Here is a 12,314-nt window from a genome sequence, read left to right on the forward strand (position 1 = left end):
GGTTGGGGCTCCCGCCGAATACCCGTTACGACTCCTCACGGTCCTCCGGTTCCGCTCGGCCGGACGCCTCCGCTCGGTCGTAGGCGCCCGCATCGCGGAGCGCCCCGCGCTCTTCGAGGACGCTCGGGGTTCGGCACACGCCGCGCGCGCCGGCCGCCTGCGGGACGGTGCAGTTGTTGCAGTTCTCGCAGACGACGGCGGTTTCGCGGGTTTCGGCTCCCCCGCCGAGGATTCGGGCCGGAAGCCGCGGTTCGGCGTAGAACGGCCGTCCCATCCCCACCGCGTCGCAATCGCCGGCGGACAGCAGGCGGTCGATTTGACTCCGGGTTCGAACGCCGCCCTCCGCGAGCACCGGCACCGAGACGCGCTCCGCGACCCGCCGGGTGTACTGACGGTTCCACGCCGGTTCGAAGTCGTACGCCTTGGACTGTATCCAGTTGAGCAGGGCGACCAAACCGGTTCGCGCCCGACTCCCGAACGCGTCGGCGTAGCCCGCGCGGAATCGGTCGTCGCGCCACGCGCGGTCGGGAAACTCGCCACGGACGATGCTCGCGTCCCAGAACACCGACACCTGCACCGGGACGAGGGCGTCGAACCCCGCTTCGGCGAGTCGCTCGCAGGTTCGCACGCCGTCCGCGAGCGAGATGCGCCGCCGGACGAACGGCGGCGCGGCCGTCTCGGCGGGCACCTTCGTCACGACCGGCACGTCCCGTCCCGCTCGGCTCCGTATCTCCTCGAGGACGAGTTCGAGGAACCGGGTTCGCGCGGCGAACGAGCCCCCGAACTCGTCGTCCCGTCGGTTGTAGAACGGCGACAGGAACTGCTGGACGATGCCCGCGTTCGCCCCGGCGATGTGGATTCCGTCGTACCCCGCCGCCACGGCGTACTCGGCGCTGCGCCCGAAATCGGCGGCGAGGTCGTACACCTCCTCGGTGTCGAGGACGCGCGGGTCGTAGTCGAGAAAGCCCACGCGGTCGAGCGCGCGAAGCGCGCGCGGCGGGCGCGAGACGGCGAGTTGCGTCAGGTGAGGGTGTTCGGCGCGGTAGCCCGCGTGCCACGTCTCCATGCTCCGCAGGCCGCCGTGTTCGAGTTGCAGGAAGATTCGACTCCCGTGGTCGTGGACGGCGTCGGTCAATCGCTCCAACCGCGCGACGAACGCGGGGTCGCTGACGCGGGTCATCCCGGGCGCGGCGCAGCCGCCTTCCTCGCGGACGACGGTCGCACCCTGGCATATCAACCCCGCCCCCGCCTCCGCGGCGGGTTCGAGCTCTCGAATCAGCGTGTCCACCGCGTCGGAGCCGTTTCCGGCGCATTCGAGAAGCGGCGCGCGATAGAGCCGATTTCGAAGTTCGACACCCCCGACGTCGAGCGGGTCTTCGAGTGCGGGCACTACGGATACACGTTCGGCGCGTTCGGGCGTAAAGGTTCGTGATAGTACGATACGATAGAGAATCCTCGCGCCGCCGATTCGTCGCCGACGGTCGCGCCCCTGCGGTGCTCCCCGACCTTCGTCTCACTCGCGAGCGATTCCGGCCACCGCGCCGTACAGCCACCGGAAGGGAACGAAGAGGAGGGCGGCGACGTCGACCAGCGCGACGACGAACGCGTCGCCGGCGACGTCGAAGGGAACGGTGACCGCGACGGCGATACCCAGCGTCAGCAGCAGGTAGGCGGTGAACAGCAGCGCTCGACCGGACCGCCCTTTCGTCGGGAACGCCGTCGACGCACACACCACGCTCCCGTCTTCGGGGCGAGACCGCATCAAGGTGACTCTCGCGTGCTCCGCCGCCAACGGTGTTTCGCGCGTATCGAACGCCGAGCGCTGCGAGTGCATTTATCCGTCTCGAAGTCGAGTTACCCTGTATGCGCTCCGTTCGCTTCCAACGCGCGTTGAGCCGTGCCCGTCACGCCGCCATCGGCGCGGCGATAGGCGGTGCCGTGGGTGGATTGATCAGCCGAGACGCCGCGAGCACCGGCGGTGCCGTCGGTGCGCTCGTCGGCGCGACGATCGGCGAGAAACGGGCGACCGCCCGCTCCCGTTTCGAGCAAGCGAAAGAACGCGGGCAAGTACGAATCGAACGGGTCCGCAGATAGAATCCGGAGCGGACCGCCGCGGTTGACGAAACCCTACTTCTTTCGCTCCCCGATTCCGAGGAACGCGAGGGCCGCACCAGCGAGCGCGGCGTTCTTGAGGAAGTGGTTTCGCTCGTTCTGTCGCTGCTGGCCCTCGTGGCTCCAGAAGTCGTGAATCGTCGGCGTGACGCCGACGAAGAAGGCCACGACGGAACTGGCCGCGAGCGCGGGATAGCGCCACAGGCTGATACCGACGCCGCCGACCAACAACAGCCAGTGCGACGCGACGACGGAGAGTTCCGGCTTCGGTATCCCCTTCGACTCGGCGTACCCGCTCTGGGCGTCGACGTTTCTGAACCCGGAGATTCCCGTCAGAATGAGCACGCCGCCGTAGAGCAGTCGAGCTATCCTGAAGGCGGTCGTGTCTGATACTTCGTCGTTCGTCTCGGACATGCGGATGCCGGTTGTCCGCGCTCGCGTAAAGGAGGCTCACAACCGGTCCGATTTACCGCCTCACTTCCACTTGATAGAACAGCCTCGCGAGGGCATGAACTCCAGGTCCACGTCCTCGCCCGCCAGCACCGAATCGATGGCGTCGCGGACGTAGAACTCGGTGGGTTCGTCGTCCGGATTGAGCGCGTCGTCCAGTCGCCCGTGGTACGCGAGGGTGAACGCGTCACCCTCGTTTCGCAGGAGGAAGGGGTCGGGCGTACACACCGCGCCGTACGCCTCCGCCACTTCCTGCGTCTCGTCGCGGAGGTAGGCGTCGTACCGGATGCGACCCTCCTCGACCCACTCCCGCATCGTCTCGAACGAGTCGTCGGGGTACTCCTCGGCGTCGTTCGGGTTGACGCCGACCACGGCGACGTCGTCGTACTCCGCCGCCACGTCGTTCAGCAGGTCGAACTTGGCCTGCGCGTAGGGACAGTGGTTGCAGGTGAACACGAGCAGCACCGCGTCGTACTCGGCGAAATCGGCGAGCGTGTACGTCTCCTCGTCCGTGCCTCGAAGTTCGAAGTTCGGCACCGGGTCGTCGCGCCCGATCTCCGCCTCGGACTCTTTCATAACCATACCAGAAAGTTCCCCCCGAGCGTAAAAATACGTTGTCCCGACCCCGCGGTCGCTCCCGGTCGTGTTCCGCCCCAAGTCGAGTCTCGGTCCCTCGAGACGATTCGCTTCGGGTCGCCTTCGCCGCGAACCGTCGGCTCCACAGCCTCTCTTCCGAAACTCGACCGATGCAGAGTTCGGAGGGTTTCGTCGGTAGAACCGGACAGAAATCTCTCCAGATAGCTTTTCGGATATCTCTTCGGATAGCTTTTCGGGAACCGCCGCGAATGCCCTCTCGGACCGGTGTTTTCGGTCCGTAGCGATCGGGCGCTCGAACCGGTCTTCTAGTCCCGTGCTACGGGTCCCGTGAACCGTCGCTACGCGCTCCGAACGACGACCGGTCGATTTCGCGGGCGCGCATCTCCTCGTCGAGCGATATCGTCACGGTGTCTCCCGACTCCTCGACGGTCAACAGCACCTCCAGCGGGTCCTCCGAGACCAGTTCCACGCCCTCGTCGGACGTGCAAAAATCGAGTTCCCAGTGCGGTATCTCGGTGATATCGACGCCTCGTTCGTAGAAGAACGCAACGACGGCGGGATGGTCGACGACGTTCTCGCCCGCGGTCGTTCGAAGGAACCCCCCGCAGCGGTCGCACGCGTGGGTGATGCGAACGGAGCGCGGAGAACCGTCGGTCGAATCGGTCGATAGTTCGTGGGTTACCGTGCTCGCACACCACGGACAGACGCCGTCGCCGAGGAGTCCTATCAGCCGCCGCGTCCATCGGTCGAACGCCCGAAGCCGCCCCTCGTCCGTTCGATTTTCGAGTCCCGCCGGGGGAAACGGCGAACTCAACACCGTCTCGCCGCACGCGGAACAGCGCGCGTAGAACACCTGATTCTCGTACGCCAGTTCGAGTTCTTCGTCGCACGCGGGACAGACGTCGCCGAGCGGAATCGAGTCGACGGTCTCCGGCCCCGCGACGCTTCCGAGCATCGCTCTGTAGAGGGCGATTCCCCCGGCGAGGTGGGCGTACCCGTCCTCGGTTCGGCGGACGAACGTTCCGGTCAGTTCGTTCAGGTGATACTGAAACTGGCCGCTGTCGCGCATCCCGACGGCCTCTTTCAACTCCGAAAACGTCGCCGTCCACTCCGGCGCGTTCCAGAGAGCGTGGAGAATCTCGAGCCTGGTTTCGCTCGCGAGGAGTTGAAAGGCGGTCCGAAGGCGCTCGTCGGTCGGTTCGGGCGTCGTTTCGTCCATCCTGAGCGGGGACGCGACGACCCGAACAAAAGGTATCGTATCGGCTTCGAGAACGACGCCGGAAACTGTCGACAATACAACTGAACGGATGTTCTACGAACCGTTATTAACTCCCGGAACTCGTGTTCGACCGCGAACTTCGTGTTCGCGATTCGACATCCATGAATCGGAAAGAATCGTCTCGATGCGACGTATCGGAGAGCGAGCCGTATCGGCGTGCTCGGGTGTGAGATGACGCGTCTCCGTTCCCTACGCCATCGGTTTTACGGGTATCGCGGACTCACCTCCGAGGGGTTCGTATTCCCCATCATCACGGTTCACGCGCTCGCGCAGGGACTCGACCTCGCGGGCGTCGGACTCGCCGCGGGGACGTTCTTCGCCGGAACCCTCCTCGGAGAGGTTCCGACGGGGTACGTCGGCGACCGAATCGGACGAAGAAACGGCCTCGTCGTCGGTTCGGTGCTCGTCTCCGTCACGCACTTCGGCTTCGCGTTCGCCGATTCGTTGTCGGCGTTCGTCGTCCTCTGGGGCTTCTGGGGCGTCGCCGCGACGTTTCGCTCGGGCAGCGTCGACGCGTGGCTCTACGATACGCTCGTCGACCACGGCGCGACCGATTCGTACGCTCGCGTCCGCGGTCGCGCGACCGCCGCGTTTTACGCTTCGGCGGCGGCGTCCGCCCTCGTCGGGGGTCTGCTCTACGAGCGCTGGGCCGCCCTGCCGTTCCTCGCGGCCGGAACGCTGACGCTCGCCGGCGCGTTCGTCGTGCTCTCGCTACCGGAACCCGAAGCCGCGCACTCGAACGAGGGTTTCTCGGTCGCCGAAGCGCGGCGCGCGCTTCGGGCGGTCGTTTCGAACCGACGCGTTCGGTCGTTCGTGCTCCTTTCGGGGGTCATCCTCGCGGTTCCGGAGACGGTCGACGTGTTCGTTCAACCGATCGCCCTTTCGATAGGATTCGATCCCTCCTCCCTCGGCTTGCTGTACGCGGGTCTCATGCTGGCCGCCGCTGTCGGTTCGGCGGTCGCCGCGCCGGTCGCTCGCCGGGTCGGAATCGACCGGTGGTTTACGCTCGGTCCGACGGTGCTCGCGGGCGTTCTGTTGGCCGCCAGCGCGACTCCCGTCGTGGCGCTGCCGGCGTTCTTCCTCTCCCGAGGGACGAACAGCGTCACCGATACGCTCGGGAGCGCGTTTCTCAACGACCGCGTCGCCTCGCACGGTCGGGCGACGACGCTCAGCGGCGTGTCCATGGTCCACGCGGTCATCTTCCTCCTCGCCCGAACCGCGGGGGGTGCGGTGGCGAACGCCACGACGCCGCTCTCCGCGCTCGCGGGGTTCGCCTGTATCGCGGTCGGGGCCGTCTTCTGCGTTCGGACGATGGCGAACCCGTTCGGGGAACGTTCGAAGGTGGCGGCCGGAGAAGTCCGATGAACGAGGGGCGGAGCGCGGTGGCCGACGGTCGGTCTACCCGACTTCGGGGTTCTACTCGTCTTCCGGTCGCGGGAGCGCGACGAACGACACCTGCTCGATGGAGAAGGGGTCGTACACCGACTGGTGGCACGGACAGTAAATCTCGTCCGCGGCGTTGAACTTCGCGCTCGTCGGGTCGGCTTTGAACAGCGGGACGCAACAGAAGTGCGTACACTTGTCCATGATGGCGATGAAGCCCTCCTCGGTGCTCGCTTGGAGCCACTGGTTGTTGTTCGCCATCTGCTTGACTTGCTCGCTTCTGATTATCTGCACCGGAATCGTCCCGCTGGCCGGGACGTCCTGCGAGCGCCACGTCGCCATCGCGGGTTTTCCGAGCCCCGATTTGCCGATACCGTTCCCCCACGACTGGTAATCGTCGAAGTCGGAGACGTTCACCCTGCTCCCGCCCGAAACTTCCTGCGACTGCCACTCGTACTGCGACGACGTCGTGTAGCGGAAGTAGTTGTCCTGGTCGGCCTCGGGGTCGACGCCGGGATACGTCTGCACCCCGCAGTACTGGAACCACTCCGAGGAGTAGGTGACGCCGCCGATCTCCTGTTCGGCGACGGTGACGGTTCGACCGCCCTGCTCTTTCTGTTGTACCTTCGGCCAGACCCCGCGGAGGTTGCCCTGGTCGTCTATCTCGATCGGAATCTGCGGCATCGGTCGCGGTGCGGGCCCGGCGACGTTCTCGACGCCGAAGTACTGGACGATACCCCCGCCCGCACCCGACGGTGCGGTGGCCGTGTTCAGCATCGCCGCCGTTCCCGTGCCGATTCCCGCCAGCGCCGCGCTTCCGACGACGCCCTTGACGAAGCGACGACGCGACGTGTCCTCCGGATACTTGTCCGCCTCTGACATTGTTCGTTCACCCTCGCGCGACGAGGTGCGGGCGCGTCGTCCGCACCGTCCGCGCGTCGATTCGGCTAGGGAGGCACCGTTCTTTGTTATTCGTCGGCCCACTCGGCGGATTGCCCGGCTTACTTCCCGCCTCCGCCGGGAAATCGGACGTTTACCGGGCGCGACTTCTGTTCGGACCGACTGCCGCCGGACGAACGACGGCGAGCGACTTCACGATTTTTTACACTTCGACGCAACCCCGATACCTCGCACGTCCGCGATTCCCGCTCTCACGCCCAATAGAGATATATGCCGAGTGTGGCGACATTGTACTAGTATGAGCCACGATCCCCCGGCGAGGATATCGAGTGGCGTGTCCGGACTGGACGAGATACTACAGGGCGGGCTCATTTCAGGCCGGAGTTACCTCGTTCGCGGCGACCCGGGAACCGGGAAGACCATCTTAGGGATGAACTACCTCACCGCCGCCGACGCGGACGAGACGGCGCTGTTCGTCAATCTGGAGGAATCCGAGGACGATATCCGCGCCAACGCGGCGGCGGTCGACATCGACCTCTCCGACATTCGCTTCTTGGATTTGAGTCCGGACTCCGACGTCTTCACCGAAGAACAGTCCTACGACGTCTTCGCGCCGAGCGAAGTCGAGCAGGAACCGCTGACGCAGGCGATCACCGACCGCGTCGAATCGCTCGACCCCGACCGCGTCTTCATCGATCCGTTAACGCGACTCCGCCATCTCACGTCCGACGAGTACCAGTTCCGAAAACAGGTCATCGCGTTCATGCGCTACCTAAAAGAGCACGGAACGACCGTCCTGCTAACCTCCGAGAACACCGCGCTCTCGCCGGACGACGACCTCCAGTACATGACCGACGGCACCATCGAACTCGAACGCGCGGAGGCGGGTCGCACCGTCACCGTCCCGAAGTTCCGCGGGTCGTCCATCCGCGAGGGAAGCCACTCGATGCGAATCGGCGCGGGCGGCATCGAGATACACCCGGAACTCGAACCGGGCGGACGAGGGGGCGGGTTCGCGGCCGAACCGACGCCGTCCGGCGTCCCCGAGATGGACGAACTGCTCCACGGCGGACTGGATCGCGGGACGGTCACGGTGATAAGCGGGCCGACCGGCGTCGGCAAGACGACCACCGGCACCCAGTTCATGAAGGAGGCGGCGGGCCGCGGCGAACGCTCGGCCATCTACATGTTCGAGGAAGCGACCGAGACGTTCATGCGCCGGAACGAGGCCATCGATATCCCCGTCGAGAAGATGCTCGAACAGGGGACGCTGTCGGTTTCGGAGGTCGAACCCCTCGACCACACCGCGATGGAGTTCGCCCGAAACGTGCGTCGGGAGGTCGAGGAGAACGACATCGGCATCGTCATGATAGACGGATTACAGGGGTACAAACTGTCCGTCCGGGGGGAGGACGAGGAAACGTTGGTCCGCAAACTCCACACGCTCTGTCGCTACCTGAAGAACGCGGGCGTCACCGTCATCCTCGTCGACGAAATCGACACCGTCACCGGCGAGTTTCGAGCGACCGAGGCCGGCATCAGCTACCTCGCCGACAACATCGTCTTCCTCCGCCACCTCGAAATCGCCGGCGAGATGCGGAAGGCGGTCGGCGTCCTGAAGATGCGAACCAGCGACTTCGAGCGCACGCTCCGGGAGTTCCGCATCACGGAACGCGGAATCACCGTCGGCGAACCGCTCACCGGTCTTCGCGGCGTCCTCACCGGGTCTCCGGAGTGGACGCCCGCCGCGGAACCGAGTGATGGCTGACCGCTCGCTCGTCCTCGCGCTGGGCAAGAACGAGCGGAACCTTCAGCTACTCGCCGAGCTGGTGGACGAGGAGGGCTGCGAGACGTACGTCGCCTCGACGGTCGACGAGTTCGACGCCGTCCTCCGGCGACGCGACGACGTCGCCATCGCCGTCCTCGACGCCGAAGGCTTCTCCGAAACCCTCTGGAAACGCTTCGAATCGCTCGACACGCGGGACGTTTCGACCGTCGTACTCACCGCCGCGACGCCCGCCCGCCTTCGGCGCGAGGCCATCAGTCGGGGCGTCCGCGCCATCCTCGAAAAGCCGGTCGAGCGGGCGGACCTCCGAGCGACGATTCGCGGAATGCTCCGAGAGGGATGAGCACGCCCCGCGCCGGGACGGCGGCGTTCGAGACGCCCCGGCGCGCGCTCGCGACCGTGGTCGCCGTCGTCTTCATCGACCTGCTCGGATTCGGCATCATCATCCCCATCCTCCCGTTTTACGTCCGGAGCTTCGGCGTCAGCGACGTGTACATCGGGCTGCTCGCGGCGTCGTACTCGCTCGCGCAGTTCGTCTTCGCACCGATTCTGGGACGCCTCTCCGACGAACGCGGACGCCGACCGGTGTTGCTCCTCTCCATCGCCGGAAGCGCGGTAGCGTGGACGCTGTTCGGCGTCGGCGGGTCGATACTCGTCCTCTTCGCCTCCCGGATACTCGCGGGGGCGATGGGCGGCAACATCGCCACCGCGCAGGCCTACGTCGCGGACGTGACGCCGCCGGAGGAGCGGGCGAGCGCGCTCGGCCTCATCGGCGCTTCGTTCGGGCTGGGGTTCGTCTTCGGTCCGGCCCTCGGCGGTCTGTTCGCCAGCGAACCGGTCGTCTCGGCCGCCCGGAGCGTCCTCCCGGCCTTGGTTCCGGCGACCGCGTTCTCGCTCCCGAGCTTCGCCGCCGCCGCCCTCAGCCTGCTGAACCTCGCGTTCGCCCTCGTCTTCCTCGACGAACCGAACGCGCGGCGAACCGGGCCGACCCGGAGAACGTCGTTCGTCGGCCAGTTCGAAACCGCGCTCCGCGACGCGCGGCTTCGAGGACTGGTCGTCTCCTTTTTCGTCCTCTCGGTGGCGTTCTCGGGCGTGCAGGTCATGTTCATCCCGTTCGCGGCGGACGCCTACGGTTACACCGAGAGCCAGACCGCCATCCTGCTGACCTACGTCGGCGTCTTCGGCGCGGTGAATCAGGGGGTGGTGGTCGGAAGGCTCGCGCGCCGCTACGGCGATACGCGGCTCGCCATCGCGGGCGTCGTCTGCCTCGCCCTCGCGCTCGCCGCCATCCCGTTCGCGCCCGAACTCGGCCGAACCCTCGTTCCGTCGCTCCCCGATTCGGCGCTCCCCCGCTCGCTCCCCGTCCCGGCGTTCTTCACCCCCGAACTGCTCGGGCTGCTCGTCGTCCTCCCCGTGCTCTCGTTCGGCAACGGGACGCTCTCCGTGGCGCTCACGACGCTCGTCTCGAAGGAAACGAGCGACGAGACGCAGGGGAGCGCCTTCGGCGTCACCCAAGGCGCGGGTAGTCTCGGGCGAACGGTCGGGCCGCCGGTGATGGCGAGCGGCTACGTCCTCGCCCGCTGGTCGCCGTTCGTCGCGGGCGCGACCCTGCTCGTCCCGGTCCTCCTCATCCTCGCGCGCCGGCGGTGACGGGTTCGCCCGCGGTCGCCGGTCTCGCGCCCGGCGATCACTCGGTGGCGTTTCGGCTCGTGAACGGGTCCGGCCCGTTCCCCCACGAGTCGGCGTTCGACGCCGCGACCGTGACGGTGGACGTCGAACCGCCGGAACTCACCGTCGAGGCCGGTCGAGAGCAAGTGCGCCCCGGAACTCCGCTGCGCGCAATCGTTTCCGACACCGCGATTTCCGATGTTTCCTACCGGACGAATCGGAGCGAGAGCGGTTCTCTCGCCGTTTCAGAGACGCTCGACGAGCGGCGCTCGTTCTACGAAATCGACACGGCGGGGTGGCCCGCGGTCCCGACCGAACTCGTCGTCACCGCCCGCGACAGGTCCGGGAACGTCCGAACCGAGCGCGTCGTCTTCGACTTCGGCGGTGCGGGCGGCAAGGGACGCGAAGTCGGTGCGGACGTTGGCGGAGGTGGCGGCGGCGGTCGGAGCCGAACCGTCGTCCAGGTCGCGCCGGGCGACGACGGCGTGGCCGTCGACCTGCTCAACGGACGCGACGGCGTGGGCCGACCTCGGCGGTGCGAGCGCGAGCGGCGTCCGGTTCTCGGCGTTCGGCGTCACCTTCGACCGGAACGACGCCAACGCCGCGGTCACGCTCTCCGCCCGGACGCCGCCGAGCGACTCCCCGGCGGCGCCCTCGCCGCTCTCCGCGTCGAGAAGCGCTACGTCCGAACCGGGGACGTGGCGTCCGCGACGCTTCGATTCTCGCTCGGGGCGGACGCACTCCCGTCGGGCGCGTCGCCCGCCGACGTGGCGCTCTACCAGCGACGAGACGGCGGGTGGCGGCGACTCGCCGTTTCGCGGGAGGGGCGGAACTTCTCCGCGACCGTCTACGACCTCTCGACGGTCGTCGTCGGGGTCGAGCGGGGCGGAGCGGACTCCGCGGCGTCGGGTGCGGGGAACGCTTCGACCGGCGAACGGGGAGGAGACGGCGGCGGAACGGACGACCGTGAGACGACCGAAACGAGCGTCGGACCCGCGACCGCGACCGACCGACCCGCGCCGACGACCGAGGGGTCGACCCCCGCGGCCCGAGACGGAGGGCGTCAGGAGCGACGGCCAGCCGGGCTTCGGATTTCTCGCCGCGCTCGTCGCGTTGATTCATCTCGTCCGTAAGAGACAACGCATTTAACCCTCTCGCGGTATCCTTCGGCAATGCGAATCGAGAACAGTTTCATTCCCGTCCGCGGCGTGGGCGAGAAGACGGAACGAAAACTGTGGCGGAACGGGGTCACGCACTGGGACGAGTTCGACCCCTCCTTCGTCGGGAGCAAGACGGGCGACCGAATCGAGTCGTTCATCGCCACCGCCAGCGAGCAGTTGGACGACGGCAACTCGCGTTTCTTCGCGTCGGAGTTTCCGAGCGGCGAGAGCTGGCGACTCTACGAGAACTTCCGCCCGAACACCTGCTTTTTCGACATCGAGACGACCGGCCTGAGCCACCACTCCAGCGTCGTCACCACGGTCAGCCTCCACCGCGACGGCGAGACGAAGACGCTCGTCCGCGGCGACGACCTCACGCGGGACGCCCTCCGGCGCGAACTCGACGGGGCCGACCTGCTCGTCTCGTTCAACGGGAAGCGATTCGACCAGCCGTTCCTCGAATACGAGTTCGACCTGTCGTTCGACACGCCCCACGTCGATCTCATGTACCCCTGCAAGCGCCTGGGGCTGACCGGCGGGCTGAGCGCGGTCGAATCGGAACTCGAAATCGGCCGCGGCGGGATGGACATCAGCGGCGAGGACGCGGTTCGACTCTGGTATCGGTACGAAGCCGGCGACGAGGGCGCGCTCGATACCCTCGTTCGGTACAACCAGTACGACACGCGGAATCTGGAGACCATCTTGGACCACGTCTGCGACACGCTCCACGAGGACGTGTTCGCCCGTCACCTGCCCTGAGTCGGTTCGACAGCTGAATTTTCGACGGCAGAATTACTCGGGATTCCACTCCCCTTCGAGGAACGTGGCGAGGGCGAAGAACGCGACGAAGAACAGACACGCCACGGAGATGGCGTCGCTCCCCGCCGCGTCGACCGCAATGGCTCCGAGCAACGACGCGATGACGGCGAGAAAGAAGACGACGAAGTTCAGTCGAATCCGGAGGGCGGTTTCGTCCATA

14 protein-coding genes are annotated in these 12,314 nt (G+C 66.8%); 7 read left to right on the forward strand and 7 right to left on the reverse strand.

The window, feature by feature from the left end:
• Positions 1–25: 25 nt before the first annotated feature.
• Entirely contained in the window at positions 26–1,390 is a 1,365-nt protein-coding gene (locus LIX00_RS21360) for an oxidoreductase (RefSeq protein WP_227357059.1), read from the reverse strand.
• Between the two features lie 123 nt (positions 1,391–1,513).
• Entirely contained in the window at positions 1,514–1,834 is a 321-nt protein-coding gene (locus LIX00_RS21365; protein WP_227357060.1) for a hypothetical protein, read from the reverse strand.
• Positions 1,835–1,863: 29 nt separating this feature from the next.
• Between LIX00_RS21365 and LIX00_RS21370 the strand changes: the two genes are divergently transcribed.
• Entirely contained in the window at positions 1,864–2,094 is a 231-nt protein-coding gene (locus LIX00_RS21370) for a glycine zipper 2TM domain-containing protein (RefSeq protein ID WP_227357061.1), read from the forward strand.
• A gap of 33 nt (positions 2,095–2,127) precedes the next feature.
• On the opposite strand, the gene LIX00_RS21375 is transcribed toward LIX00_RS21370, so the two are convergent.
• From LIX00_RS21375 to LIX00_RS21385, 3 genes are all read right to left on the reverse strand, one after another.
• A complete protein-coding gene (locus tag LIX00_RS21375; RefSeq protein WP_227357062.1) occupies positions 2,128–2,526 on the reverse strand; it encodes a DoxX family protein in 399 nt (132 codons plus the stop codon).
• A 60-nt stretch (positions 2,527–2,586) separates the two neighbouring features.
• The gene (locus LIX00_RS21380; RefSeq protein ID WP_227357063.1) at positions 2,587–3,144 is read right to left on the reverse strand and encodes a thioredoxin family protein; all 558 of its coding nucleotides are present in this window, start codon (positions 3,142–3,144) and stop codon (positions 2,587–2,589) included.
• A gap of 331 nt (positions 3,145–3,475) precedes the next feature.
• The gene (locus tag LIX00_RS21385) at positions 3,476–4,378 is read right to left on the reverse strand and encodes a winged helix-turn-helix domain-containing protein (protein ID WP_227357064.1); all 903 of its coding nucleotides are present in this window, start codon (positions 4,376–4,378) and stop codon (positions 3,476–3,478) included.
• Positions 4,379–4,609: 231 nt separating this feature from the next.
• Between LIX00_RS21385 and LIX00_RS21390 the strand changes: the two genes are divergently transcribed.
• Complete coding sequence (locus LIX00_RS21390) at positions 4,610–5,803, forward strand: MFS transporter (RefSeq protein WP_227357065.1); 1,194 nt, start codon at positions 4,610–4,612, stop codon at positions 5,801–5,803.
• 51 nt (positions 5,804–5,854) lie between these two features.
• Here the strand turns inward: LIX00_RS21390 and LIX00_RS21395 are convergent, their stop codons facing one another.
• Positions 5,855–6,703 (reverse strand): Rieske (2Fe-2S) protein, encoded by an 849-nt coding sequence (locus LIX00_RS21395; protein WP_227357066.1) that lies wholly within the window; start codon positions 6,701–6,703, stop codon positions 5,855–5,857.
• A 316-nt stretch (positions 6,704–7,019) separates the two neighbouring features.
• Between LIX00_RS21395 and LIX00_RS21400 the strand changes: the two genes are divergently transcribed.
• Genes LIX00_RS21400 through LIX00_RS21420 form a run of 5 tightly spaced genes read left to right on the forward strand, consistent with a single transcriptional unit; the run spans position 7,020 to position 12,094 of the window.
• Entirely contained in the window at positions 7,020–8,489 is a 1,470-nt protein-coding gene (locus LIX00_RS21400; RefSeq protein ID WP_227357067.1) for an ATPase domain-containing protein, read from the forward strand.
• Positions 8,482–8,850 (forward strand): response regulator, encoded by a 369-nt coding sequence (locus tag LIX00_RS21405; protein WP_227357068.1) that lies wholly within the window; start codon positions 8,482–8,484, stop codon positions 8,848–8,850. Before LIX00_RS21400 ends, LIX00_RS21405 begins: the two co-directional genes overlap by 8 nt.
• A complete protein-coding gene (locus LIX00_RS21410; protein WP_227357069.1) occupies positions 8,847–10,157 on the forward strand; it encodes an MFS transporter in 1,311 nt (436 codons plus the stop codon). Before LIX00_RS21405 ends, LIX00_RS21410 begins: the two co-directional genes overlap by 4 nt.
• Positions 10,154–11,308: a hypothetical protein gene (locus LIX00_RS21415; protein ID WP_227357070.1), complete on the forward strand. Its 1,155-nt coding sequence runs from the start codon at positions 10,154–10,156 to the stop codon at positions 11,306–11,308. The genes LIX00_RS21410 and LIX00_RS21415 overlap by 4 nt, the downstream gene beginning before the upstream one ends.
• Before the next feature lie 39 nt (positions 11,309–11,347).
• Positions 11,348–12,094, forward strand: a complete 747-nt coding sequence (locus LIX00_RS21420; protein ID WP_227357071.1) for a ribonuclease H-like domain-containing protein — start codon at positions 11,348–11,350, stop codon at positions 12,092–12,094.
• 33 nt (positions 12,095–12,127) lie between these two features.
• On the opposite strand, the gene LIX00_RS21425 is transcribed toward LIX00_RS21420, so the two are convergent.
• Positions 12,128–12,313 carry a hypothetical protein gene (locus LIX00_RS21425; RefSeq protein ID WP_227357072.1) on the reverse strand — a complete coding sequence of 62 codons (186 nt, stop codon included), beginning with the start codon at positions 12,311–12,313 and terminating at the stop codon, positions 12,128–12,130.
• Between the last annotated feature and the right edge of the window lies 1 nt (position 12,314).

Origin of the sequence: Haladaptatus salinisoli, assembly GCF_020614375.1 — an archaeon.
Lineage (GTDB): Archaea > Halobacteriota > Halobacteria > Halobacteriales > Haladaptataceae > Haladaptatus > Haladaptatus salinisoli.

Excerpts from the sequence above, each read along its gene's own strand:
- LIX00_RS21425 (WP_227357072.1), bottom strand. The coding sequence starts at position 12,313 with ATGGACGAAACCGCCCTCCGGATTCGACTGAACTTCGTCGTCTTCTTT.
- LIX00_RS21375 (WP_227357062.1), bottom strand. The coding sequence starts at position 2,526 with ATGTCCGAGACGAACGACGAAGTATCAGACACGACCGCCTTCAGGATA.
- LIX00_RS21410 (WP_227357069.1), top strand. The coding sequence starts at position 8,847 with ATGAGCACGCCCCGCGCCGGGACGGCGGCGTTCGAGACGCCCCGGCGC.
- LIX00_RS21390 (WP_227357065.1), top strand. The coding sequence starts at position 4,610 with ATGACGCGTCTCCGTTCCCTACGCCATCGGTTTTACGGGTATCGCGGA.
- LIX00_RS21365 (WP_227357060.1), bottom strand. The coding sequence starts at position 1,834 with ATGCACTCGCAGCGCTCGGCGTTCGATACGCGCGAAACACCGTTGGCG.
- LIX00_RS21370 (WP_227357061.1), top strand. The coding sequence starts at position 1,864 with ATGCGCTCCGTTCGCTTCCAACGCGCGTTGAGCCGTGCCCGTCACGCC.
- LIX00_RS21385 (WP_227357064.1), bottom strand. The coding sequence starts at position 4,378 with ATGGACGAAACGACGCCCGAACCGACCGACGAGCGCCTTCGGACCGCC.
- LIX00_RS21420 (WP_227357071.1), top strand. The coding sequence starts at position 11,348 with ATGCGAATCGAGAACAGTTTCATTCCCGTCCGCGGCGTGGGCGAGAAG.
- LIX00_RS21400 (WP_227357067.1), top strand. The coding sequence starts at position 7,020 with ATGAGCCACGATCCCCCGGCGAGGATATCGAGTGGCGTGTCCGGACTG.
- LIX00_RS21395 (WP_227357066.1), bottom strand. The coding sequence starts at position 6,703 with ATGTCAGAGGCGGACAAGTATCCGGAGGACACGTCGCGTCGTCGCTTC.
- LIX00_RS21380 (WP_227357063.1), bottom strand. The coding sequence starts at position 3,144 with ATGGTTATGAAAGAGTCCGAGGCGGAGATCGGGCGCGACGACCCGGTG.
- LIX00_RS21405 (WP_227357068.1), top strand. The coding sequence starts at position 8,482 with ATGGCTGACCGCTCGCTCGTCCTCGCGCTGGGCAAGAACGAGCGGAAC.